20 protein-coding genes and 1 other annotated feature are annotated in these 26,265 nt (G+C 32.1%); of the genes, 1 reads left to right on the top strand and 19 read right to left on the bottom strand.

Annotated elements, in window-relative coordinates:
* The first annotated feature begins 645 nt into the window (after positions 1 to 645).
* On the top strand, positions 646 to 2,409 hold the full coding sequence (locus NG904_RS01835; protein WP_252211661.1) for a methyl-accepting chemotaxis protein: 1,764 nt from the start codon (positions 646 to 648) through the stop codon (positions 2,407 to 2,409).
* Positions 2,410 to 2,537: 128 nt separating this feature from the next.
* Here the strand turns inward: NG904_RS01835 and NG904_RS01840 are convergent, their stop codons facing one another.
* From NG904_RS01840 to rlmD, 19 genes are all read right to left on the bottom strand, one after another.
* A complete protein-coding gene (locus NG904_RS01840; protein WP_252229417.1) occupies positions 2,538 to 4,286 on the bottom strand; it encodes a methyl-accepting chemotaxis protein in 1,749 nt (582 codons plus the stop codon).
* Between the two features lie 251 nt (positions 4,287 to 4,537).
* Complete coding sequence (locus tag NG904_RS01845) at positions 4,538 to 5,446, bottom strand: PLP-dependent cysteine synthase family protein (RefSeq protein ID WP_252229419.1); 909 nt, start codon at positions 5,444 to 5,446, stop codon at positions 4,538 to 4,540.
* Positions 5,447 to 5,494: 48 nt separating this feature from the next.
* The gene (locus NG904_RS01850; protein ID WP_252229421.1) at positions 5,495 to 6,628 is read right to left on the bottom strand and encodes a trans-sulfuration enzyme family protein; all 1,134 of its coding nucleotides are present in this window, start codon (positions 6,626 to 6,628) and stop codon (positions 5,495 to 5,497) included.
* 17 nt (positions 6,629 to 6,645) lie between these two features.
* Positions 6,646 to 7,272: a class I SAM-dependent methyltransferase gene (locus NG904_RS01855; protein ID WP_252229423.1), complete on the bottom strand. Its 627-nt coding sequence runs from the start codon at positions 7,270 to 7,272 to the stop codon at positions 6,646 to 6,648.
* A gap of 212 nt (positions 7,273 to 7,484) precedes the next feature.
* Positions 7,485 to 7,733 (bottom strand) — a binding site (T-box leader).
* A gap of 78 nt (positions 7,734 to 7,811) precedes the next feature.
* Positions 7,812 to 8,582, bottom strand: a complete 771-nt coding sequence (locus NG904_RS01860) for a pseudouridine synthase (RefSeq protein WP_252229425.1) — start codon at positions 8,580 to 8,582, stop codon at positions 7,812 to 7,814.
* A 365-nt stretch (positions 8,583 to 8,947) separates the two neighbouring features.
* A complete protein-coding gene (locus NG904_RS01865; protein WP_252229427.1) occupies positions 8,948 to 9,766 on the bottom strand; it encodes an FAD binding domain-containing protein in 819 nt (272 codons plus the stop codon).
* Entirely contained in the window at positions 9,760 to 10,236 is a 477-nt protein-coding gene (locus NG904_RS01870; RefSeq protein ID WP_003372645.1) for a (2Fe-2S)-binding protein, read from the bottom strand. The genes NG904_RS01865 and NG904_RS01870 overlap by 7 nt, the downstream gene beginning before the upstream one ends.
* A gap of 1 nt (position 10,237) precedes the next feature.
* Entirely contained in the window at positions 10,238 to 12,367 is a 2,130-nt protein-coding gene (locus tag NG904_RS01875) for a xanthine dehydrogenase family protein molybdopterin-binding subunit (protein WP_252229429.1), read from the bottom strand.
* Positions 12,368 to 13,096: 729 nt separating this feature from the next.
* The gene (locus tag NG904_RS01880; RefSeq protein WP_252229431.1) at positions 13,097 to 14,038 is read right to left on the bottom strand and encodes a transketolase family protein; all 942 of its coding nucleotides are present in this window, start codon (positions 14,036 to 14,038) and stop codon (positions 13,097 to 13,099) included.
* Positions 14,026 to 14,862, bottom strand: coding sequence for a transketolase (locus NG904_RS01885; protein WP_252229433.1), 837 nt, complete (start codon positions 14,860 to 14,862; stop codon positions 14,026 to 14,028). Before NG904_RS01885 ends, NG904_RS01880 begins: the two co-directional genes overlap by 13 nt.
* A gap of 34 nt (positions 14,863 to 14,896) precedes the next feature.
* Positions 14,897 to 16,369, bottom strand: coding sequence for a xylulokinase (xylB, locus tag NG904_RS01890; protein ID WP_252224001.1), 1,473 nt, complete (start codon positions 16,367 to 16,369; stop codon positions 14,897 to 14,899).
* Positions 16,370 to 16,650: 281 nt separating this feature from the next.
* Positions 16,651 to 17,706, bottom strand: coding sequence for an NAD(P)-dependent alcohol dehydrogenase (locus NG904_RS01895; protein ID WP_252211650.1), 1,056 nt, complete (start codon positions 17,704 to 17,706; stop codon positions 16,651 to 16,653).
* 274 nt (positions 17,707 to 17,980) lie between these two features.
* Complete coding sequence (locus NG904_RS01900; RefSeq protein WP_252211649.1) at positions 17,981 to 19,108, bottom strand: ROK family transcriptional regulator; 1,128 nt, start codon at positions 19,106 to 19,108, stop codon at positions 17,981 to 17,983.
* A gap of 172 nt (positions 19,109 to 19,280) precedes the next feature.
* A complete protein-coding gene (locus NG904_RS01905; protein WP_252229435.1) occupies positions 19,281 to 21,866 on the bottom strand; it encodes an ABC transporter permease in 2,586 nt (861 codons plus the stop codon).
* A complete protein-coding gene (locus NG904_RS01910; protein ID WP_252211647.1) occupies positions 21,863 to 22,546 on the bottom strand; it encodes an ABC transporter ATP-binding protein in 684 nt (227 codons plus the stop codon). Before NG904_RS01910 ends, NG904_RS01905 begins: the two co-directional genes overlap by 4 nt.
* Before the next feature lie 82 nt (positions 22,547 to 22,628).
* Positions 22,629 to 23,618, bottom strand: a complete 990-nt coding sequence (locus NG904_RS01915) for a sensor histidine kinase (RefSeq protein WP_252229438.1) — start codon at positions 23,616 to 23,618, stop codon at positions 22,629 to 22,631.
* Positions 23,605 to 24,291: a response regulator transcription factor gene (locus NG904_RS01920; protein WP_252229440.1), complete on the bottom strand. Its 687-nt coding sequence runs from the start codon at positions 24,289 to 24,291 to the stop codon at positions 23,605 to 23,607. Before NG904_RS01920 ends, NG904_RS01915 begins: the two co-directional genes overlap by 14 nt.
* Positions 24,288 to 24,482, bottom strand: a complete 195-nt coding sequence (locus tag NG904_RS01925) for a helix-turn-helix domain-containing protein (RefSeq protein WP_252229442.1) — start codon at positions 24,480 to 24,482, stop codon at positions 24,288 to 24,290. The genes NG904_RS01920 and NG904_RS01925 overlap by 4 nt, the downstream gene beginning before the upstream one ends.
* A gap of 291 nt (positions 24,483 to 24,773) precedes the next feature.
* Positions 24,774 to 26,147 (bottom strand): 23S rRNA (uracil(1939)-C(5))-methyltransferase RlmD, encoded by a 1,374-nt coding sequence (rlmD, locus tag NG904_RS01930; protein WP_252229444.1) that lies wholly within the window; start codon positions 26,145 to 26,147, stop codon positions 24,774 to 24,776.
* Between the last annotated feature and the right edge of the window lie 118 nt (positions 26,148 to 26,265).

A 26,265-nucleotide genomic window follows, 5' to 3' on the forward strand; every position in this document is an offset into this window, starting at 1 on the left:
TTAACTATTTTCAATACATACTTTTTAATTTAACAATATATTAGAATCATTAAATATATGTCTACAATTTTTTAATATTTACAAGACTATAATTTAATATGCTACAATAACTGTTAATGCATAAAGTAAAATAGTTAATTGATCCCTAAAATAAATATAATAAAATATTAAAATATATTTAATCTTTTTTAATATAATGTATTTTAGTTCTACTAATTCAGTAAATTACTCTTTTTATCTAGTCTATATTGTAAATCATTTTATGTTTTTATAATGTTAATATAAATTCAAGTTATTTTTTACACATTTAATTTTATATTCTATTATTTTTTATTATATTCCTACAATTTTGAATTTTCAATCTTTTTAAGTACATAATTGTAAATTTGTTTTTAATTTCCATATAATAATATAAAGTTTTAATATGATTATTTTTTATTATATAAACTAATTTTTAATATTAATTTATATTTAATAAATCTAAAAATCACCAAATTCTCAATAATTACATGTATATTATAATAAAATATTACAAAAATGTATTAATTTATATAGTATTTTCAATTGATATGCTATAATAATTGTTGTAAATATTTACCGTTACATTTTTTAAAATATTTTTATTATATGGAAGGGGAACAATTTATGAAAAGATTAAGAGATCAAATTATATGTATTAATATAGTTTTAGTTTTATTGGTTTCTGCTGTTATATTACTTATCTCATCTAATCAGATGAAAAATGTAGTAAATGCATCAATTAATCAATATGAACTTAATTTAATGGAAAACTATGATCAAAACATAAAACTACAAGTTGAAAACGTAATTTCTTTATTAAATGGGATTTATGAAAAACAAATAAATGGTGAAATAACTGAAGAACAAGCAAAAAGTTTGTCAAAAGATATGATAAAGTCTTTAAGGTATAACGGTGATGGTTACTTTTGGATTGATGGAATAGATTCAACATTAATTGCACATCCAATGATTCCAGAACAAGAAGGAAGTAATAGAACTAGTCTTAAAGATGCAAATGGACATATGATAGTTCAAGAAATAATAAAAGTTGCTAGAAATGGTGGCTATACCGATTTTTACTTCACAAAACCAAATGAAGAAGGTACTCATCCCAAAAGATCTTATTCAAAATTATTTGAACCATATGGGTGGATTATAACAACAGGAAACTACATAGACGATATAGACCAAGCAATTAATATGAAAACAGAAGAATTGAAAAATAATTTTAATCAGAATAGAAATATATTATTATTTGCATTATTCATATTGTTAATTATAACTGTAATATTATCATTATTTATTATTCGTCCAATTACAAGAGCTCTAAATAAAATAGTAGCCTTAGCTGAACGTTTATCAAATTATGATTTCTCAAATAATATAGAAGTTAAATCAAAAAATGAACTCGGTAGAGCTGGTATATCTTTAAATAAAGCTCAAGAAAATATAAGAAATTTAATAAATAGTATTATTCAGAAATCTAGTGATTTATCATCTTCTGCAGAAGAACTTTCTGCATCTACAGAAGAAGTTTCTTGTAAATTAAGTGAGATAAATGAATCCACTGAAGGAATAGTAAATAAAATGTCGGATAGCACAACTGTAGCACTTGATGTCAATTTAACTATTTCAAACATAGCAAAAAATACTAATACTCTATCTACTAGTTCAAAAAAAGAAACTGAAACTCTTATTAATTTTAGAGATAAGGCTCTAGAATTAAAAAATCATACAAATGAAGTTTTAAAATATATAAATAATTTATATCATGAAAAAGAAATTAATATTAAAGATGCTATTAAAGCTGGTAAGGTTACAGAAGAAATATATGTTATGGTTGAAACTATATCAAGTATTGCTAATCAAACTAATTTATTAGCTTTAAATGCAGCAATTGAATCAGCTCATGCTGGAGAAGCTGGTAAAGGTTTTGCAATTGTAGCATCTCAAGTAAAAGCATTATCTGAACAATCTATGGAAGCTGTAAAATCTATTGAAGATATTGTAAATAAAGTTCAACTAGTATTTAAAAGTTTATGTGCTGATAGTAATGATATACTTGAATTCTTTAACAAAGACATTACTCCAAAATTAGATGAATTCTTAAAAGTATCTGAATATTATTATAATAATTTAAATTTGGTAAGTAATGCAGCTAATGAAACGTATACTATATCTAGAAATCTAAATTCATCCACAAGTGAAATAGCAAGTGCTATTGATAATATGTCTAGCAATTCAACACAAGCTTCTAGCAGTTCAGAAACTATATTAGAAAATATAACAGAAACTGTTAATAATATGGATGTAGTTGCAGAGACTGCTGAAATACAAGCTAACTTAGCATGTGAATTAATTAATTTAGTTGATAAATTTAAATTATAATATAATAAAATATTAAAAATTTAAAAACTTTTGGGACAGTAGTTAATTTTTGTACAATGCAAAATTATCTACTGTCTTTAAAATTCATTTTAAATTATTTAATATGGAGTGTGGTTTTATATTATTTTTTATTGTACCTTAAATTTTTCAATTAACTCACTTAACTCTTCTGCAATAATAGCTAAACTTTCACCTGAATTTGCAATCTCCTGAATTGTTGCTGCTTGTTCTTCCATTGATGCAGCTACTTCCTCTGTTCCTGCTGCATTTTCTTCTGAAATAGCAGATAAATTTTGTGTAATTCCTATAATCTTATTTTTGTTATTAATCATTAATTCAGCTGAGTGATTTAATTTTTTAATAATATCTTTTACTGAATCTATTGCCATTGCTATAAGATCAAACTTATTTTCTGTATCCTTTACACTTCTTGCTTGAGAATCTACGATACCTTTTACATCCTCCATAGTTTGAACTGCATCTTGAGATTTTAACTTTAACTCATCAATTACTACTTTAATATCATTTGTAAAACTATTTGATTGTTCTGCAAGTTTCCTGATTTCATCTGCGACAACAGCAAATCCTCGACCTGCTTCTCCTGCTCTTGCTGCTTCTATTGCTGCATTAAGTGCTAAAAGATTAGTTTGATCAGCTATATTTTGAATCATAATACTAGCTTCTTCAATTTTTTCTGCACTTTCATTATTTCCTACTATAATTTCATATACTGATTTTGTCGCTTCATTACTTTGATTTGTCTTATTTACTAGCTCTTTTAATATATGAAATCCTTCTTCTTTCTGAATATCTATATTAGTTGTAGCCTTATTTAATTCTTTAATATAATTTGAATCTTCTTCAATTATTCTTCCCATTTCCTCTATACTTTCAGCAGTTTCTTCAGTATCTTTTGCCTGCGCGCTTGCTCCACTTGCTATTTGTTCAATTGTCTTTGCAACTTCTTCTGAAGTAGTAGCAGTTTGATGTGATGTAGCTGTTAACTCTTCAGATGAAGCTGCTACTTGCTGTGCCACATCAGAAGTTTTTATAATAAAATTACGCACATTATCATCCATTATCTTAATAGAATTTGCCATACTGCCTATTTCATCTTTTCTTGTTATATAATTTATTAATTCTGATTTCTTATCAACAGTAAAATCCAAATTTGCTTGTTTATTTATAAGTTTTGTAATTACTGTTATAGGCTTTACAATTGACATTCCTACAAAATAACTTATTGCTGAAGCTATTACTAAAACAAGAATAACTAGTAAAACTACAGATTTAATTGTAGACATCATACCTTCATTAATTATTGACTCAACAGATTCAATAGATTTACCAACAAAGTAAATTCCAATAATTTTTTTATCCTTATCATACATAGGTGTATACTTTGTTATGTATTGTTTTCCAAGAATATTTGCTTCACCAAAATATACATTTCCATTTGCTACTTCTTCATATGCCTTTCCTTTATTATCTAATTTGGTGCCAATAACTCTTTCACCTTTCTCCTCATTAATTGTAGTAAGTATTCTTGTATAATCACTACCATTTTTAACAAAAACAGTTGCAACAACATCCATACCTTTAGATAACTTATCTATGTACTCAGATCTCTCCTCAATAGGATTTCCAAAACTATCCACCATCTTACCATCACCATCAATACTCAATGCTCCAAACTGTTCATTAAGATATATTTCAAGCATATTTTCCGCTGAAGTTAATTTATCTTCAAATTGTGCTTGAACAGTTTTTTTAGTTACATTAAATCCATTTATTAATCCAATAGTAACTGTAGATAATGATGAAGCTATAACTAAAATTAAAATAATGCTTATAATTTTCCCTTTTAAACTTTTCACCTTTAATTAGCCCCCTTTTATAAATGTTTATTTAAATAAACGTTATTGAATTAAATATAATAAATACTAATTCTCTAACACATTTATTCAACTTAATTTTTGTTTTAAGTATATCTATATTAATTATTTATATTGTCGAATAATATATAATAATGTTTAATTTATTATATATTAAAAACTAAAAGAGGACTAAGAGATTTTTCCCTTAATCCACCTAATAAGCAATATATTATTTAAAATATCCAAATATATTAATATATATTTTTGCTAAAATATCTTTCCCCTCTATCTGGTAATAACGTTACGATATTACCACTATCTATTTTACTTGCTAGTTTAAGAGCTGCTGCTACTGCTGCTCCAGAAGATGTCCCAACAATTAATCCTTCTTTTAAAGCAAGTTGTTTTACAATATGAAATGCTTCTTCATCATTAACCTTTATAACATCATCAACATAAGTCATGTCCATAGTTTTAGGAATAAAGTTATTTCCTATCCCTTCTATGTCATAACAAGCTTCTTCTCCGCCTCCCATAGTTGACCCCTCTGGATCTACTAAAACTCCTTTTACATTAGAATTCTTTTCTTTAAAATAATTTAATATACCAGTATACGTTCCCCCACTACCTGCACCACAAAGGAAGTAATCTATTTTTCCATCTAAATCCCTATATATTTCAGGGCCTGTAGTTTCATAATGAGCTAATGGATTAGATTTATTCTCAAATTGTTTTAAAGTTATAGAATTCTTTATTGTTTTTAAAAGTTCATTAGCCTTTTCAACAGCTCCTAACATTCCGTCTTCTCTAGGAGTATTTACTATTTCTGCCCCAAGGGCCTTCATTAACGTCTGCTTTTCTACAGAAAATTTTTCTGGTACAACAAATATTACTCTATACCCTTTATTTATGGCTGCTAATGCTATACCAAGCCCTGTGTTACCTGCTGTAGCTTCTATTATTGTATAGCCCGCTCTAAGTAATCCCTTATTCTCAGCATCTTCTATCATGTATATACCTATTCTATCTTTAACACTTCCACCAGGATTTAAAAATTCTAATTTAGCAAATACATTTACGCCAGCTTTTATTCCCATATTATTTAGTTTCATAATAGGTGTATTTCCTATATGACTTCTAATGTCATCTATATATCTCACTACTAATCCCCTCTTTTAATATTAATTTAATATATTCTTTTGCTTTTCCTATTCTAATGCTTTTTCTAAATCCTCAATAATATCTTGTGCACTTTCTATCCCAACTGAAAGTCTTATCAAATTATCAACAATACCTACCTTTTGTCTTATTTCATATGGTATTGCTCCATGAGTCATACTTGCTGGGTGGCATGCTAAAGATTCCACTCCTCCTAAACTTTCTCCAAAAGTTATAAATGCTAATTTTTCAAAGAATTTTTTATAATCATATCCATCATTTAATACAAAAGATATCATTCCACCATATCCTTTTGCTTGTTTTGATTGAATATTATATCCCGGATGTTCTTCAAATCCTGGATAATAAACTTTATTAATTTCTGGTCTATTTTTCAAGAATTCTGCTATAAATTTAGCATTTGAATTGTGTCTATCCATTCTAACTGCAAGAGTTTTTATACCTCTTATAAGTAAGAATGAATCAAATGGTGATAGTATACCCCCTGTAGAATTTTGTATAAAATGAATTTTTTCTTTTAATTCCTCATTATTTACTACTATTAATCCAGCAATTAAATCACTATGTCCTCCTAGATACTTAGTACCACTATGAATAACTATATCTGCTCCTAATGTTAGTGGCTTTTGCAAGTATGGTGTCATAAAAGTATTATCCACTATTGTAAATAGATTATTATCTTTAGCTATTTTAGCTACTTCTTCAATATCTGTTATATCCATTAATGGATTTGTTGGTGTTTCTATATATATTGCTTTTACAGTCTCATCAATAGCTTCTTTAATTTGCTTTAAATCTGTTGTATTTACTATCTTATATCCTATATTAAAATTCTTAAAAATTTTATCTAATACTCTAAAACTTCCACCATATAAATTATCTGAAATTATTATATTATCTCCTGACTTAAAAAGAGAAAATATTGCTGTTATGGCTGCCATACCTGAAGAAAATGCAAATCCACCAACACCTTCTTCTAGATCAGCTATAAGTTTCTCAAGAGCTTCTCTTGTAGGATTACCAGTTCTTGAATATTCATATCCTTTATTAATTCCTAATCCTTCTTGTTTATACGTAGATGTTTGATATATAGGAACATTTACTGCTCCTGTAAACTTATCTCCGTCAATTCCTCCGTGTATTAAAACTGATTCAAAATTCATAATATTTTTCTCCCCTCTTATAATTTTTTAGCACTTGCTATAAATATTTTTGTTTCTGTATATTCGCCTTTACTTGAATACCCTTTGCAATATAAATCCGTATTCTCTATTTCTACATTTTTAAAATTATATTTATTTAACCAATTAGTTATTTCATCATTTGAAAATCCTAACCATTCATCGTACATTTCCTCTTTTGCCCATTCTCCATCATGTTCTGTAACATCAGAAATTACTATACTTCCACCTTTTTTTAATACTCTATAAATTTCTGATATAGCTTTTTCTATATTAGCTACATGATGTAATGCCATATTTATAAATACAACATCTACTGACTCATCAAACAATACAATATTTTCCATATTAGACTTAATTGGATATATATTTGTTATATCTCTTTTAAAAACTTCTTTTTTTAATTCCTTCAACATGTTATTAGATTGATCTAGAGAAAATATTAAATTTGCTTTTTCTGATAAAGCTAAAGATATAAAACCAGTACCACATCCTAAGTCTGCTGCAATCTTATTTTCTATTGATGCTTTAGATAAAACTTTATATTTTAATTTTTCCTCAAAATATTCACTTCTTATTACATTCCAGCTATCTGCTATAGAATCAAAGTAATTTAATGACTTCATAATTAATCTCCCCCTATTTTATAACTCTTCATTCTTAAATATTTTTAAATTCTTATACTATATTGTTTGTGTAAATTCTCTGAGATTTAGATAAATATTAATACTACTTTAAAAAATTTCATTTTAATTCTAGAATTACTTAATAAACTTATATATTAAATACGTATTATACAGTTTTATATTTTTATATAAACAAAAAAAACCCTACCTCATTTAGAGGCAGAATTTTTATTCCGCGGTTCCACTCTAATTATTATATACAAAAATATAATATCTTATTTTGGTACAAACATACCTCAACGCTATAACGTGCGTACACGCTGCCTCCTACTAAAAACGTATTTTTTCGGGACAGTGCTCAAAGATGCATTCTCATAAGTTATAACTAAAGTCTTTTTCAGCCTAGAAGACCATTCTCTGAAAGTTTTCCTCATGATACTATTTCTTTTCTTAACATATAACAATATAATATTTATTATAAAGCATATTATTCTTATAGGATTACTCTGCTTTATAATAAATAATATATCCCTATTATTTTAATTTGTCAATATATTTTCAATTTCTTTCTTTGTTAATTCTCTATAATCACCCGTTTTTAAAGATTCATCTAACTTTAATCCACCAATAGATATTCTTTTCAAATATATTACATAACACCCTACTGCCTTTAACATTCGTTTAACCTGATGTTTTTGCCCCTCTGAAATAGTAAGATATCCTGAAACAACAGGCTGATGATCTTTATTCTCTAAATTATTAATAGGAATTTCTTCTTTAAATTCTATATATGATCCTGATTTATGTACATCTATTTTTGCAGGCTTTGTTAATGCTTCATTATTTCCAATAAAAAGACCCTCCTGTAATTGCTTTTTATCTTCATCATCTAAAGAACCTAATGCCCAAAAGAAATAAGTTTTTTCAACATGTTTTTCTGGATACATTACTTTATGTTCAAACTCACCATCATTAGTAAGCAACAATAATCCTTCAGTATCTTTATCCAATCTCCCAACATGGAATACTCCACTCATATTTTGATTGTTAAAATAATCAAATACTGTTCTATGAATATTATCTTTTGTTGCAGTAATACATCCTGATGGTTTATTAAACATATAATATACCTTACCAGTATGAATAACTTTTTTTCCAAGGTATTCTACATCATCAGATTTTTCATTAATATCTGTTGAAGGTTCAGTTATAATTTCACCATTCACCTTTACCATTCCATCTTTAATATAAGTTCTAACAGTTTTTCTTCTACCAACAGCTGATTCTGCCAAAAATTTATCTAATCTCATACGTTTATAATTTCGCTTCCTTTGTAAATTTTCGTATCTCTTAAAATAATTATTATATAATTTAGCTAAATAATTTTTATTTAAATATATTAATATAATACCATTGATATTTTACTAAAAAAAGTTTCACTTAAATTTTTATGTATTTAATTCTAAACTCTCTTAAAATTAACTTTAAGTTTCTTTACATATTTTTATTACTAAATTAAAAATCCAAGTATATCATAATAAAAGAGAGCGATTAAAGTAAATATATACTTTCTCGCTCTCTTATAAAATATATCCTAAAAATATATTAAATATTATTCTTATCTTATAATTAATAAATGCTAATATTATAATTTTCTATTGTTCTAACTCAACTCTTATATACCTTTCTCATTTAAGAAATCCTTTATTAAATTAATACATACCCTTTTTCTATATTCTGCTGAAACTCTACCCTTTGTAGGTATAATTTTTTGTTTATATGCATCAATGAAATCTTCTTTTATTTTACTTGCCTCCACTAATGTTTTACCTATCATCATTTTCTCTAATTCTTTAAATCTTAATACTGTACCTGACACTGCTCCAAAAGCAATTGCAATATCTTTTATTCTGTCATCATCAATTTTTATTATCCCAGCAAATGAAACACGAGATATAGCTAATGCATTTCTAGCCCCTATTTTTTTATAGTAATAATTCTCCAGACCAAATTTAGGCAATAAAATTTCTACAATCAATTCATCTTTCCCTAAATCTAGCTCTTTTCTTCCTTTATAGAAATCATCAATTTTAACTATTCTAGTATTTGAAGCAGATGCTAATACTATTTTTGCATCTGTAACATATTCAATCAATACAGAATCTGCTTTTGCTGAACCATTTCCTATATTACCTGCCATAGTTCCAGAGTTTCTTATAGCAGGAGCAGCAATTTTTGAAACAGCTTGTTTCATAATTTCTGGAACAATATCAGATTCTAACACTTCAGTAAAAGTACATGATCCTCCTATTCTGATATACTCTTCATCTTCAACAATACATTTCATTTCAGGAACTTTATTTAAAAACAAATAATTAATATCTTTTTGTCCTTCAATCATTAAATCTGTTCCCCCACCGTATGGAACAACATCATAATTTGAACGAATATCTAAAGCTTCTTTTAAATATTTAGGCATAAAACCATTTACCATAATCCCTTTCCCTCCTCTGCTGAAATTTTAATTGCCTTTACAATAGCATTATATCCTGTGCAACGACATAAATTTCCGGAAATCCCTTCTCTAATTTGTTCTAATGTAGGATTTGGAGTCTTAGATAATATAGCTTCTGTGGCTAGGACCATTCCTGGAATACAATATCCACATTGCACTGCTGACACATCGGCATAAGCTTTATCTATTACTTTAAAACGTTCTGTTTCTCTAAAACCTTCTATAGTAACAATTTCACTTCCTTCACATCTTCCCATTGCTACCATACAAGAATTAATTAATTCACCATCCATAAGAATAGAACATGCTCCACATTCACCTTCTTTGCAACCACATTTTACTCCCTTTAAATGATAATAATCTCTAAGCACATCTAATAATCTATCAGTAGCACTTCCATCATATACTACCTCGTTACCATTTAATTTGAATGTTATATTATTACTCATCTTACTCTCTCTCCTCGCTTAAAACTTTTATTGTATCTTCTGCTGTAAATGGTGCATGATTAACTTTTGCTCCATGTCCAAGTGCCTGTTCAATAGCTTCAGCATAAGCCCCTGGTGCTCCAACTAAAGGTAACTCTCCTGCACCCTTAGCTCCATAAGGTCCATAAGGATATTTTTCATCTACATACATATCTACTTTAAGATTAGGTACATCAACTGCTGTTGGTATAATATAATCTGAGAAAGAGTTGTTTCTGATACGCCCCTTAGCATCTGCCACCATATATTCTGTTGAAGCATATCCTATACCTTGTAAGAATCCACCCTCCATTTGACCAACAGCAATGTTGTAATCCATAGGCGTTCCTATATCAAAGCATCCATATGCTCCTAGTATCTTTGCAAGACCTGTGTAAGTATCAACTTCAACTTCTATTGCATTAACTGCCCAAGAATAAGTTGGATAAGCATCACCTTGGAATTTATCAATATAAAATGGAATCATAAAATCTGGTTCTTTATAATGCTCTTCTATAATTTGATCTTCTCCTTCTATCCATTGATCACGAAGTTTTATAGCTGCACGACGTAAAAGTTCCCCAACAGTCATTAAACTACGTGAAGCAACTGTAGGACCTGAATCTGGTACTACATCCGTATCTGGATATTCATAAAATACATTTTCTAAAGGTAAATTTAGCTCCTTTGCCACTATCTTAGGAAAAGTTGTACGAAGTCCTTGTCCTATATCTGTATTTGAAGCAAGTATTTGAACTCTTCCATCAGAGTATTTATGCAATTTAGCAACGGCCTTAATAATGTCTCTTTCACCTGAACCTGTAAAACCAGCTCCATGAAAATACATAGATATTCCTATTCCTTTTCTATATCTTCCATTTTGATCATTAGAATATTCTTTATGTTTTCTTCTAAAGTCACAAGCTTTATCGATGCGTTCAATCATATTTGGAATTGGTACTGGAAAATGATATTTACCAGAAGTTGAAGTACTATCTCCTTGTTTTACTAAATGCATTTCCTTAAATTCTAAAGAATCTTTTCCTAAATCCTTTGCAATATGATTCATCATCACTTCAGCAGAGAAAAAAGTTTGTGGTGCTCCAAATCCCCTATATGCTCCACTAGGAGTTGTATTAGTTTTTACAGCTCTTCCATGTACTTTAAGATTTGGAATATCATAAATGCCATTTGCGCATATAAGTCCCCTTTGAAGAACAACAGCTGATAAAGTTGTATAAGCTCCTCCGTTGAATTTTACATCTATATCCATAGCTGTAACCCTTCCATTTTTCACAGCTACTTTATAAGTATTTAATGAAGGATGTCGCTTTGATGTAAACTCCAAGTCTTCTCTTCTATCAAAGATACAGCGAACTTTTTTTCCAGCTTTTTTTGCAGCTACAGCAACTTGACATGATAATATAGATGGGAATGCTTCTTTTCCTCCAAATCCACCACCTGTAGCATCTTGCGCTATTCTAACTTTATCTGGGCCAAGATTCATAGCTCTCATAACTGCACCTTTAACATAATATGGACATTGCATAGATCCATGTACGTAAACCTTTTCATCTTCTAGAATTTCAGCCATGAGTCCTTGAGTTTCTAAATAAGTTTGATCTTGATAACCTGTTTCGAACTCTTCTTCATATATTTTATCTGCCTCTGAAAATGCTTTCTCAACATCTCCTTTTCCAAATCTATAATCAAAAAATACTGTATCAAAGTCTCTTATATTAATAACAGGTTCTAATTCTTCATATATAACTTCAATTTCAGATAATATTTTATTTACAATTTCTTCATTAGGCCCACAAACCATCCCTATAGGCTCTCCAATATATTCTACTGTATCTGTTGCATAAACAGGTGTATCATCTTTAACTATGTTAACCTTGTTATCCCCAGGTACATCTGTTTTATCAACATAACAATATCCATCTAATAATTTAGGAACCTTAACATCAATAATTTTTGCTTTTGCCTTTGTTGACCTTAGCATTTTACCTATTAAAATATCATCTTCTTCATAATCTCCTACGTAGATAGCTTTTCCTGAAATTTTTGAACTATGGTCTCTTTTAACCACTGATTTACTAATCTTCTCCATATCTACCTCTCCTTTACCCTTTAATGCCCAATATATTTGTTAATATATGTTAATTATATTGCAATAAAAAAATATCATCAAATTCTTCTTAAAAAGAACTTGGTGATATTTCATAAATAACATAATATAATTTTTAATATAATTATCTAGTCTATTTAAAATTTTATCAATATACAAAAAGGATAGTAAATTAGTTTTACTATCCTTTTTTGTATTTATGTATATATTTATTTTTATATCATTTTAATGTTTTATTATTATATTATTTTCACCCAAAATAAGGATTTAGGCACTTAGTTTTGGCTACCAGTATTATTGGTCAATGACATAAATCTAGAAAATGAATAAAATTCAAACGAAATTATTTTGAAGTTCTTTTTAAAATCGTACCCTCAGTGCTGACCTACGGACAGTTAATAACCAATTAAAAGGATAATATGATAAAAGCATTGAAAAATTAACTATAGTAAAAATAGAATCCTAAATCTACTTATTTATACTTAAATTCAATAAAAATCAATCTATTTCAAAATTAAATTCCACAATAATTCAAAATATGAAATATTGTGGAATTTATTGAATAATATTAATAATAACTGTCCGTAAGTCAGATCTTTACCTATAGGAAGTTGAACTTTATTTCTATATCTATACAGGTTAAATTCCATACCTATCGGATAATTTACTAGTTTTGATTTTATAAAAAAATTTAAAAACTAATTCTCTTTATTAATCTACAAACTTTTTTATTTTTTCATATATCCCTTGTGCATCTAATCCATATTTTTTAATCAATAAGTCTGCCGGACCTGATTCACCAAATACATCATTTATACCAATCCTAAGCATTTTTATCTGGCATTTTTCAACTAACACTTCTGCAACTGCCCCACCAAGTCCACCAATTACTGAATGTTCCTCTACAGTAACAATCTTTTCTGTTTCTTCTGCTGCTTTTACAATTAAATCTACATCAATTGGTTTAATTGTATGAATATTAATAACTCTTGCATCAATTCCATCTGCTTCCAATTTGTTAGCTGCTTCTAATGCCTCGACTACACAAAGTCCTGTAGCAATTATTGTAAGATCTTTTCCATCTCTTAAAATAATACCTTTCCCAATTTCAAATTGATAATCTACACGATCATTAATTATAGGTGTAGCAAGCCGTCCAAATCTTAAATAAACAGGTCCATCAAGTTCGTATGCTGCTTTTACTGCCGCTCTTGCTTCTATATCATCGGAAGGACTGATAACTGTCATATTAGGAATCACACGCATCAATGCTAGATCTTCATTACACTGGTGGGTTGCTCCATCTTCTCCAACAGAAATACCTGCATGTGTTGCTCCAATTTTAACATTTAGATGTGGATAACAAATAGAGTTACGCACCTGTTCATAAGAACGTCCAGCTGCAAACATTGCAAATGTACTAATAAAAGGAACATATCCACAAGTAGACATTCCAGCTGCAATTCCTGCCATATTTGCCTCTGCAATTCCACAGTCAATATGTCTTTGTGGAAAAGCCTTCTTAAAAACACAAGTCTTTGTCGCTGCTGCCAAATCTGCATCTAAAACAACTAAGTCATCATGTTCTTTTCCAAGTTCAACAAGAGAATTTGCATAACTTTCTCTTGTTGCTATTTTCCTTACTTCTGCCACAATGCTTCACCCACCTTTTTTAGTTCTTTCATTGCCATTTTATATTCTTCATCATTTGGTGCTTTTCCATGCCATCCTACATTATTTTCCATAAAAGATATTCCACAGCCTTTTACAGTATGAGCAATAATTGCAGTTGGTTTTCCTTTAGTTTCTTTTGCTTCATCAAATGCCTTTTTAATTTCATTAAAATCATTACCGTTAATATTAATTACATGAAAATTAAATGCTTCAAACTTTTGATCGATTGGGTATGGAGAACAAATCTCCTCTACTTTACCATCAATTTGAAGCCCATTATTATCTACAATAACACATAAATTATCCAGTTTTCGATATCCTGCAAACATTGCTGCTTCCCAAATCTGTCCTTCTTGAATTTCACCATCTCCACACAAACAATAAACACGGTAATCTTTCTTTTTCATCTTGCCCGCTAATGCCATTCCAACTGTAGCTGAAAGTCCTTGTCCTAATGAACCAGAAGACATATCCACTCCTGGTATGTGTTTCATATCTGGATGTCCTTGTAAATAAGAACCAATATGACGCAAAGTCAAAAGATCTTCTACTGGAAAATATCCTCTCAGTGCTAAAGTCGCATAGAGTGCTGGTGCTGTATGACCTTTCGATAATACAAAACGATCTCTATTTTCATATTTTGGTTTTTGTGGATCAATATTCATTTCTTCAAAATATAAATAAGTAAAAATATCTGCTGCTGAAAGAGATCCACCTGGATGTCCAGCTTTTGCACTGTGTACTGAAGATACAATTCCCTTGCGGACTTCAACAGCAGTTTTCTGAAGTTCAAGCTTATTCATAAATTTTCTCCTTTCATTTATTAGCTCTTATATGCTATTCTGCCAATGACTGAAACAGTTCTTTCATTGCAGGATAAATCTGACGGAATTTCTGATAACGTTCATCATATTTTTTTACTAATGTTGGTTCAGGTCTTACAGTATCAACTATCTTTACCAGTTTACCTGTTGCCTCTTCTACTGAAGAAAATTCACCACATCCCACTGCTGCAAGAATAGCGCCACCATAACCGGGACCTTCCTCGCTTTTGACCACATTAACTGTCAAATTAAGCACATTTGCAATTATCTTTTTCCATAGTGGACTTTTTGCTCCACCACCACAAATTTTTGTACTTTCAATTTTAATCCCAAGACTTCTTGCCACTTCTAACGAATCTCGTAACCCAAATGCAACACCTTCTAATACTGCTTGTGTCATTTCCTCTCTATTAGTATCCATTGTCATTCCAACAAAAGTTGCCCTTGCATTTGAATCATTATGCGGTGAACGCTCTCCCATCAGATACGGTAAATAAAATACCTTATTTTCACCAAGTTTTAAAATTCTTTTCTGTTCTTCTTCATATTCCTTAGTATTAAGAATTTCATCCATCCACCATTTATTACAAGAAGCAGCACTCAACATACATCCCATTAAATGATAATACCCATCAGCATTAACAAATGAATGTAGTGCATTATTATTATCCACACTAAAAGTTTTACTAGAAATAAAAATTGTTCCTGAAGTTCCTAATGAAACATTACACATGCCATCACCTACTGTTCCAGTTCCAACAGCAGCTGCTGCATTATCTCCAGCTCCTGCAATAATTTTTACATTTGATGAAAGCCCAAACTTTTCTGCAATATTATGCTTTAATTGTCCCACAACCTCATAGCTCTCATATAACTTAGGCAACTGATTTTCTGTCACACCACATATTTTCATCATTTCTTTTGACCAACATTTATTCTTCACATCAAGCAATAACATTCCAGAAGCATCTGAATAATCTGTACAATGAACACCACTTAGGCTATATGCTAGATAATCTTTTGGAAGCATAATTTTTGATATTCGTTCAAAATTTTCTGGCTCATGTTTCTTCATCCAAAGAATTTTTGGAGCAGTAAATCCTGCAAATGCAATATTTGCCGTATATTCAGAAAGTTTCTCCTTTCCTATAACTTTATTCAAATATTCTGTCTCGGTTTGACTTCTTCCGTCATTCCATAAAATTGCTGGACGAATCACCTTATCATGCACATCTAAAACAACTAAACCATGCATTTGCCCTCCAAAGCTGATACCAGCAATTTCTTCCTTTTTACAATTCAAAATTAACTCTTTAATTCCTGCCAAAGTCTGTACATACCAATCCTCTGGATTCTGCTCTGACCAACCTGTATGTGGGAAATACAACGGATATTTCTTAGAAACAACATTATGTATTTTCCCTGTTTCATCCATTAATAATAATTTCACAGCTGATGTACCAAGATCAACTCCAATATATAACATATAATACCTCCAAAAATAAGAAACCAGGGATTTAGAATATAATTTCACTAAATTATTCTTAACCGATTTCCGTCTTTCTCTGTAAAATTTCACTCCAAATCTTAATGTAACAATCATATTTACCAATTAATATAAACTTTATATTTCTTTAATTTATATTATAATTCTATTATTATCACAAATTAATTTACTTTTAGTTTATGGTAATCCTTTTCAAGAAGCACCTCTGAAATTCTCACAAAGTCATTCCAAAGGTGTTCTTAAAAAATAAAATATTATTCCTACTCTGCTTCAGAAATACGAATAACTGCCTTTACAATATCAGCTTTGTTATTTACACTATAATCCATTGCTTTTTTTGCTTCATCCAATGTGAATATATTTGTCACAATTCCTTTTAAATTTACCTTTCCGGCTGCAACTGCGTCAATTGCCATTGGATAAATATGACGATAACGGAATACAGTTTTAAATGTCAGTTCCTTATCTAATGCCAGACTCATTGGCAATGTCATTTCTCCTGTCTTACTATAACCTACAAGTACAATAGTCGCATCTTTCTTAGTCATGTGTATAGTCTGTATTGTTGTAGTTTGTGTTCCTGCTGTTTCAATTGCCAAATCACAACCTTTTCCATTAGTAAGTTTCATGATTTCTTCAACAGTATCCTTTTCACTTCCATTAATAATAGCATCTGCTCCTAATTCTAATGCTTTCTGAAGACGTTTTTCCATGATATCCACAACATATACCTTTGAAACTCCCATTGCCTTTAATGCCATCATTGTAACTAAACCTATACATCCAGCTCCCATAACTACCGCTATCTGTCCTGCTTTAGCATTTCCTTGCATAGCGGCATGGAATCCTACTGCCAAAGGTTCTATCAATGCACCTTCCATTGTACTTACATTATCAGGTAACTTAAAACAAAGACTAGCATCATGAGCAACATATTCTTGAAAAACACCATCTATTGGTGGAGTAGCAAAGAATTCCACGTCTGGACAAAGATTATATCGTCCTGTTTTACAGAATTCACAATGTCCACATGTTTTTCCTGGTTCCAACGCTACCCTATCTCCAACCTTTAAATCCTTTACATTCTTTCCAATCTCTATCACAGTTCCACCTGGCTCATGTCCAAGAACAAATGGTGGTTTAACCACATAATCACCAATAGCACCAGTTTCATAATAATGCAAGTCACTTCCACAAATACCTACATATTCAAGTTTTACTAGAACCTCATTATCTTTTGCTTTAGGAATTTCACGTTCCTCAAATTTCATCTGACCAATTCCAGTCATAACTGCAACTTTCATTTTTCCTTCCATAACATTTCCCCCTTTTTTTACTTTTAAAAATACTTTTTAAAATACTTTTATTATGTGTTTATATTTTATTATATGCACACATATTTGTCAATATATAGAATCACAGATTTTTTATATTATGTCACCTTACATACAGACAATTAATAAACTATTAAAATTTATTCTAAAAAATAAAAACTCAACTTTGCAATATAACTTATTCTTAGTGAAAAGAAATTCTATATAAAAAAAAGAGTTCTCTGTTACGAGACCTCTCTTTGAGCACATTTTAACATTATACTTGTTTAATAAATGCTTCTATTACTTTCAACGCAGCCCCAAAAGCTGCTGCACCAACCTTATAATTACACGTTTTCACAAACATACCATCTTCCGAAAATGTATTTCTTTGTAACACTTTCTGTCTTATGTCATTAATATGATTTTCTAAATAACTTCCTACGTATCCTCCAAGAATAATATCACAATCTAAAACCATATGAATATTATTAATAGCTACTGATAGATAGGTGGTATACTTATCCCATATATTAAGAATTTCTTTTTCTTCTCGTTCCAATGCTGTAAAGAAAAGTGACAATTTACCATCTGTAACATCAGATAGATTTTTTGCTGAGCAATATACATCTAAACAACCTAATTTTCCACAATAGCATGGTACTCCATCTGGAATAACTGTCATATGTCCAACCTCTCCACATCGGAAATTTTCCCCTTGGATTGGTTCATCACAATTAAAAATAGCTCCTCCTACTGTGTTGCTTAATGATAAATAAAAAAATCTTTTTTGAAATTCCTTATTAATCCCTTCCGCATATGCTCCTGCGTTAGCATCATTAAGAAAACAGCATGGATAAGAAAAGAATTGGCTTACTTCTGTGAATGATAATGCTTGTAACCCTAACATATGGGAATATGAAATAATCTCTTTCTCTAAGTTTACAATCCCAGGAAAAGAAATTCCAATTCCAAGAATTGTTTCCCTATCTCTAAGATTCTTTCCTAAAAACTCTTCTATCTTTTTGTCTATCTCACAATAATAGAATTCTTCATTGCTATATTGATAATCGAAACGATCATATTTCAAAATTTCCCCTTTAAGATTTGTCAACAACAACCCAAAATGATTTTTTGTAATATCTAGCCCAACTGCTAATCTAGAATCAGAAATAACAGAAAATGCTTTTGCTCTTCTTCCTCCAGTAGACTGAAACTCTCCTATTTCTTCAATCAAGCCACGCTCCATTAACTCTTTAGTATTCTGTGCTACTGTAGGCAAACTCATCTTAAGTTCATAAGCAATTTCAGAATTTGAAGTCTTATCACATTTACAAAGATATCGGAAGATACGATTTCTATTATTCTTTTTTACTTCCATATTATTAACTTGTTTTTTAATCATCACACACCTCTATACTTTATAAAAGTAGTTTCTTTAGTATAGCATTTATGTCTTTAAAGTGCAATTTATATTAACTAATGTTCTTTTTTCATACCATCATATCCTTAAAAAGGAAGACTTTAATGCCACCTCCAAATTTCTAATTTTGAAAAATGGAAATGGCTGTTTTAAATCAAGTCATATCATCCCGAAGCGCGTCAATAATATTTTCTTTTTTTATCTTGCTAATGGCATACAGCATTGTAATGAACACGATAAAGAACACACTGAACACGCTGATTGCCATACTGCCCCACGGGAACACAAAATCGATATTGTCCGTCCCGCCGACCATCCATTTGTAAATCAGCCAAGAAGAGATTGCCGCTATGGGAAGCCCGAAGAGCAACGCCCTCATGCCATAAAAGGCACACTCGAAATTCATCATCTTTTGGAAATCGCGGTCAGACATCCCCACAGAGCGAAGCATGGCAAGCTCCCGTCTACGTAGTTTGATATTCGTGGAAATTGTATTGAACACATTGGCAACTGCAATTAGCGAAATCATGATGATAAAAGTATAAGCGAACACGTTGGCAATGAATACGTAATTGCGGCTCTCATCAAGCATTTTATGAAAATTGTACAGGGTATACTTGGATTTAATTTCCGCACCCTTAATCATCGCTTCCATTTTAGCCGCCGACTGTGTGGGATTCTTTGACCGAAATGTCAAGCCCTTAATAGCCACATTGGTATCGGAGGTTTCAAACTTCTCTTTGAGCGAATAGGGGACCATCACCCTAAAAAAGAACGGATTCTTCGACCCGGAGTTTTCTGGGATCGGGGGTCCATCAGGCGGCACGGTATTGACAAACTTAATGCTTACGTTTCGCCCCTGTTCCATCTTCGGATTGCCATTTGTTTCGGGAGCGATGGTAAAATTCATGGAAGAACTCTTGAACAGATCACTAATATTCTCAACCTCTTCCTCCCGATTATCTTTCATGTGGTTTGTCATTTTGGCAACGGCGATCATTTTCGCATTTTGCCCGGTATATTCCTCTGCGGGCAAGCCCAAGCCTTTGATAATATTAAGATAGGCGCTGTCATCAAGAAACTGGATTTCCATTGGCAGATTAACCGTTTCATCCGGTGAATGTAAACCTGCGTCTTCCCAGTAATAGTCTGAAAGATCGCTTGCTTTGGCAGCGCATGAATACTTCATAAGCGCTTGATACGAGCCTTCGTAAACACCGTCGGCGGTTTTTAGTTTGTCGTAAAGCTGCAACATTTTGCTATCGTCCATGTCCTGCGTGGCCAAAACGATGTCAAAGTTAGTAACCACTACTGCCCGCTCCGACACCTGCTTAAAATGCGTTACAAAAGCACTGGTCGATATAAACAGCACAACGCTTAAAACAAGGGATAGCACAATGCTGCGATAGCGTTTCTTGTTTCTTTTAAAATTCTTTAGTGCAAGAGTTCCCTCCAAACCGTAAATGCGCTGTGCCAGTTTTGACATTTTTACGGCTTTGGATTCAACCTTGACCTCGTTAGTCTGGCGGATACACTCCATCACTGGCGTGTTTGCAGCCTTTCTTGCCGGGATATAGGCCGAAATCAAAATCGTAACCATGCTGACCGCTGCCGCAACGACAATTACGGGGATAGACACTGTCAAGGTTAAAGGTACGTTGCTATACATAACGTTCCCGAAATTCCTGGCGACAACGGAAATCACAAGTTCGATGCTGCCTATGCCAACGATAACGCCAATCGGTATGCCGACCGCACCTATACAAAGGCCCTCAAACAGCACTGAATTTCGCAGTTGCTTTGCTGTGGCTCCCACAGATGAAAGAATCCCGAACTGGTGTGTGCGTTCGTTCAGTGATATGTTGAACGAATTATAAATCAGAAAAATCGAGCCTATCATAATAACGGCAACCAAAATGCCACCAACCGAGTACAGAAACACGTTGAACACATTATCGTCCGAAAGACCCATGAAGCGCAACACATTATCGTTAAAGACATAGCTATGGCTTCCGGCTATGCTGCTTGCGTAAGCATGTACTTGTCGCGGATTTTTAAGCGTGACAAATAGGTTTAAGCTGTCCGCTTTGTCTTGTGCATCTGCTTTCGTTATCAATGTATATCCCGGCGCGGAATGTTCCTCAAAGCTGGGTCTTTGGCAGATACCAACAACCGTGTAAGTTCTCTCGTCTTGTGGCACAAGAGTTTCGCCCCCAGAAGTGTACGGGTCGTGTTGACCAAGACTCTTGTTGCCATTCATGCGGCTTCCGACAGCAAGTGAAAGCTTGTCACCCTCCGCGAATTTAACACCACCGTTTGCTTCAACGCTCATCGAAACAAGAATCTCCCCACTGTTTTTCGGCAATCTACCTGAAACCAGGGTTATGGGCAAGGTACCAAAAGCCTCCTTGCTAAATCCGGCTATAGAAAGATATGGCTTGTTGGGGTTTTTCCCTCCGTCAAGTTTTGCGTAGCCGATATTTTCAAATGTTACAGTGTTTGCAACTCGATTGTCGAGAGTTCGTTCCTGTGCGAAAGAGGAATCAACGTTCAAAAACTCGACGTGCCAACCGCCGTATTTCTTGGCCGCTCCGTTTGCCAAATAGTTCAGCAGGGAAACGCCAAAGGTAGCGACTGCCGTAATCATGGCGGCGGACAGAATAACTCCGATAACCGTTACAATTGTTCTGGTGCGGCTTTTTTTCATTCCTTGCAAGGCAACTTTATTTAAAATATTCATGTTCTCACCCTCTCATCCCGAACTACTTTTCCGTCTGCAATACAGATAATGCGGTCTGCTTGCAAGGCTATGTTTTCATCATGTGTAACTATTATAAGAGTCTGGTGATATTTGTTATGACTTTCTTTCAGTAGCTGAATAATCTCATGTCCATTACGGCTATCTAAACTACCAGTTGGTTCGTCTGCAAGCATGACCGCTGGTGCATTCATCAATGCGCGACCGATTGCAACACGTTGCTGCTGGCCACCCGAAAGCTGATTCGGCAAATGTATTTTTCGTTCTTTTAATCCAAGCAGCTCCAACAGGTCATTCAGTCTCTCCTTGTTGACCTTCCGCTTGTCCATCAGTATAGGTAATGTGATGTTTTCCACCACATTCAGAGTAGGAATAAGGTTGTGAAACTGATAAATCAGTCCTACCTGACGTCTACGAAAAATAGCAAGCTTTTCATTACTCTGGGCATATACATCCTGACCCTCTAAGTATATCTTTCCGCTTGTCGGTACATCCACACCAGCTATGGCGTGCAGCAAAGTTGATTTACCAGAACCAGAGGAACCGATAATTGCGGTAAATTCACCCTTTTCGATTGTAAGCGAAACATGATCAAGGGCAGTAACTTGGTTTTCGCCATTGCCGTAGACCTTACATAGATTTTCAACTTTTAAAAATTCCATTATGTGAGTCTCCTTTCTTATGGTTTATCTATATAATATAACCTTCAACTTACATCTGTGTGACTTTCAGGTGAGAGATTCGTCACTTTGGAAAACGAATGGAAAATATCGCACCACCATGCGGGTGATTTTTTGTGGTAATCGTCCCCCCCTGCTGTGTTATAATCATCTTACAAAGAGCCAATCCAATCCCATATCCTGTAGCATTTGGTACTTTCCCTCGATAAAATCTGTCAAACAGGAATGGTAAATCTTCTTTTTCAAAACCCGCACCGCTGTCGTGGATGGCAATCTCGGTAAACAATGAATTGTCCGTGCAGACAATCTCAATCTTCCCATTCTCTCCTGCGCTTTCCATGCAATTTTTTAGAATGTTTTGAATTGCTTCCGAAAACCAAGCAGAATCACCCTGAATAATTATCTTTTTCGGCACATCTATTTGCACAACAATATCGTGCAACTCCATTCGGATTAGAAACGGACGAAGTGCAGCGCATATCAAGTTATTTACATCTATCTGCTCACTTTGGAACACCACAATGCCAGCATCCAGGCGGGATAATTTCAACAATGAAGTAAGCAGCCAATCCATCTGTACAAACAATTCCTTTGTTTCCCGTATCAATGCTTTTCGTTCATTTTCGTCAGAGTTATTCTCTAACAATGACAGAATAAGGCTTACGGATGTAAGAGGGGTGCGGAGTTGGTGGGCTATGTCAGCCAGCGAATCGGCAAGATGTTCTTTTTCTTTTTTCAATGCGTCATTTTGTTCCCGAATACGCAACATCATTTTTGTTATCTCGCTTTGCAGAATTGAAAGTTCACCCTCGTCTGATTCACCAATATACAGATGATCAGCGTTATGAAGCACAAGATCAATTTGATCTGAAATCTGCGCAATACTTTTATATCTAGCTTTGGTAAAAGCAAAAAATACTGTTCCAAAGGTAACTGAAGAAGCAATGGCAAGGATTCCAGCCAACCTATTAATTGCAAATCCCAGCGTTACAGTGGCAACAACTATTAAGAAGAACAAAATGGCAAGCTGCCTAAACTCCCTATTCCGAAGCATACCCGTCCCCCAATCTATATCCTGTCCCACGAACTGTTATAATGATTTGCGGGCTTGCTGGATCATTCTCTATCTTCTCCCGCAAGCGTTTGATGTATACTGTCAATGTATTGTCATTGACAAACTCGCCCGCTGCGTCCCACAATTCGTCAAGCAGCCTGACCCTCGTGATAATACTTTTAGGGTTACTAATAAATATCAACAACAAACGATATTCTAAGGCTGAAAGAAAAACTTCACTGCCATCCTTTTTCACAACTCCACTTGCCATATCAACATGAAGCCCGCAGATTTCAAAAGCCGATGGAGAACGTCCGCTTTTTCGCAAAGCTGTTCTTATTCGTGCAATCAGTTCACGCGGACGAAAAGGCTTAGTGATATAGTCGTCTGCTCCAATGTTCAGCCCAGTAACAACACTTGATTCATCGCCGGAAGCTGTCAAAAAGATGACTGGGATATCTTGCTTTTCTTTGATTTCCGTACAAACCGTAAAGCCATTTCCATCAGGTAAAGAAATATCAATCAACGCCAAGTCAAATTTATTCCCAGCAAGCGTTGTAATAGCTTCACTCCTCGTAGTGTCGTGAGTGACTGTAAATCCCTCCGATTGGAGCAGAAGCACAAGGTTTCTGGCAATTGCCTTATCATCCTCAACTAAAAATATCCGTTTCATTTATTTTCACCATCCTTTACTTTACTGCTCTTGTATCGTCCGTCAGCCGGTTTTTCAGTGTCAATGGGAACAAGCCATGTATTTCCTATTTTTTTATCTCCATTAATACGTCCAGCAGAACAATGGTACACTAGCATTCTGGCTGTGATTCCCCAATTTTTCGCTGCTTCTTTTGTCGTTATATAATCCACGCATAACACCTCTATAATTTTATTATATTTCTTTCGACGGAAATATACAAACCGAGGTATAAAAATAGCAAGAAAAAAGACGCTCATTTCTGAACATCTAAACAAGAGAAGAATAGGTATCATTTTAACGGTACCCCTTTGATTCTTCATCCTTATTTTATTGTATCCCTACACTCTATATCTCAACTACCACAGAAACATTGATATAGTTCTTAATGACCTTATTTCTGATTTTATCCCCATCACCAGTGAAAATAATATATTTGAAAAAGTTCCTAAAACAAAGGATTTCTACGTATCTGCTCGTTGTAACAACACACAGCACTCCACATGACTAGTTTGTGGGAACATATCTACCGGCTGAACTTCAACAACCTTGTATCCTTTTTCATCTAAGATTTTTAAATCTCTAGATAATGTACTTGGATCACATGAAACATAAACCACTCTTTCTGGTTTAACTTCTCCAATTGCCTCTAATAATTTAATGTCACAACCCTTTCTTGGTGGATCTACAACTATTACATCAGCTTTTATTCCTTCATTTATAAGATTTGGAATTACTTCCTCAGATTTACCCACAAAAAATTCTGCATTATCCACATTATTAAGTTTAGCATTTTCTTTAGCGTTAATAATTGCAGGTTCTATTATCTCAACACCGTACACTTTTTTTGCTTTTTTAGATAAAAATAAAGTTATTGTTCCAGTTCCACAATATGCATCAAAAACAGTTTCATTACCTGTTAACCTTGCATATTCTAATGCTTTATTATACAATATCTCAGTTTGAATTGGGTTAACCTGAAAAAATGATAATGGAGATATATTAAATTTAAATTCTCCTATGTAATCTTTAATAGTATCTTCGCCATATAATGTTATACATTCTTCACCTAAAATAACATTTGTATTTTTAGAGTTTATACTTAATATTATACTTTTTATTCCTTTTATATTTTCTAATATTATATTTTTAAATTCATCTAATTTAGGAATGTTTGAAGTAGTAGCAACAAGAACAACCATTACTTCATCTGTTTTAAATCCTCTTCTTATCATTAAATGTTTTAAAATTCCGTTAGGATTAAATTCACCATCAATTGTTGAAGGTTCAATGTTATTTCTTTTAATCCATTCTTTAGTAATCTTTGCCACTTCATCTGCAACTTTATCTTGAATTAAACAATAATCTAAATCTATTATGTTATGACTTCTTGGAGCATAAAATCCAATTACAACTTCACCATTTACTTTTCCAATTGGAAGTTGAACTTTATTTCTATATCTATACGGATCAGCTTCCATTCCAATAGGATACTTAACTAAATCTTTAGATAATCCACCAATCTTCTCTATACAGTCTTTTACTCTTTCCCATTTAAAATCTAATTGTTTTTTATAAGTCATATGTTGAATTGAACATCCACCACATCTTTTATAATTTGAACATTTAGGTTCTTCTCTATCTTCTGATGAATTAAGTATTTTTTCTATCTTACCATATGCATAATTTTTCTTAACTTTTATAATTTTTGTTTTAACTTTTTCACCTTGTAAGGCTCCTTGAATAAATACAGGATACCCCTCTATTTTAGCTACTCCTTCGCCTTCATATCCTTGTGATAATATATCTAAAATGTATTCTTTATTTTTTTCTATCAACTTAAAATCCACCTTTATTTAATTATAACTTCTATAAATTATATCACATTATAAGTTTTATATAATAGCTTAATTAACAAACCTTTGAGTTTTATATTTCCTTACTAATTATATATTT

Source organism: Clostridium sp. ZBS15 (assembly GCF_023845705.1).
In the GTDB taxonomy this organism is placed as follows: Bacteria; Bacillota; Clostridia; order Clostridiales; family Clostridiaceae; genus Clostridium; species Clostridium aquiflavi.

Bases quoted from the DNA above. Each gene is read 5' to 3' on its own strand.
- NG904_RS01870 (WP_003372645.1), bottom strand. From the start codon at position 10,236: ATGAGTAATAATATAACATTCAAATTAAATGGTAACGAGGTAGTATAT.
- NG904_RS01915 (WP_252229438.1), bottom strand. From the start codon at position 23,618: ATGCTTCGGAATAGGGAGTTTAGGCAGCTTGCCATTTTGTTCTTCTTA.
- NG904_RS01865 (WP_252229427.1), bottom strand. From the start codon at position 9,766: ATGGTAAATGGTTTTATGCCTAAATATTTAAAAGAAGCTTTAGATATT.
- NG904_RS01905 (WP_252229435.1), bottom strand. From the start codon at position 21,866: ATGAATATTTTAAATAAAGTTGCCTTGCAAGGAATGAAAAAAAGCCGC.
- xylB (WP_252224001.1), bottom strand. From the start codon at position 16,369: ATGTTATATATTGGAGTTGATCTTGGTACATCAGCTGTGAAATTATTA.
- NG904_RS01835 (WP_252211661.1), top strand. From the start codon at position 646: ATGAAAAGATTAAGAGATCAAATTATATGTATTAATATAGTTTTAGTT.
- NG904_RS01860 (WP_252229425.1), bottom strand. From the start codon at position 8,582: ATGAGATTAGATAAATTTTTGGCAGAATCAGCTGTTGGTAGAAGAAAA.
- NG904_RS01895 (WP_252211650.1), bottom strand. From the start codon at position 17,706: ATGGAAGGAAAAATGAAAGTTGCAGTTATGACTGGAATTGGTCAGATG.
- NG904_RS01850 (WP_252229421.1), bottom strand. From the start codon at position 6,628: ATGAATTTTGAATCAGTTTTAATACACGGAGGAATTGACGGAGATAAG.
- NG904_RS01885 (WP_252229433.1), bottom strand. From the start codon at position 14,862: ATGAATAAGCTTGAACTTCAGAAAACTGCTGTTGAAGTCCGCAAGGGA.
- NG904_RS01855 (WP_252229423.1), bottom strand. From the start codon at position 7,272: ATGAAGTCATTAAATTACTTTGATTCTATAGCAGATAGCTGGAATGTA.
- NG904_RS01900 (WP_252211649.1), bottom strand. From the start codon at position 19,108: ATGATTAAAAAACAAGTTAATAATATGGAAGTAAAAAAGAATAATAGA.
- NG904_RS01875 (WP_252229429.1), bottom strand. From the start codon at position 12,367: ATGGAGAAGATTAGTAAATCAGTGGTTAAAAGAGACCATAGTTCAAAA.
- NG904_RS01910 (WP_252211647.1), bottom strand. From the start codon at position 22,546: ATGGAATTTTTAAAAGTTGAAAATCTATGTAAGGTCTACGGCAATGGC.
- NG904_RS01920 (WP_252229440.1), bottom strand. From the start codon at position 24,291: ATGAAACGGATATTTTTAGTTGAGGATGATAAGGCAATTGCCAGAAAC.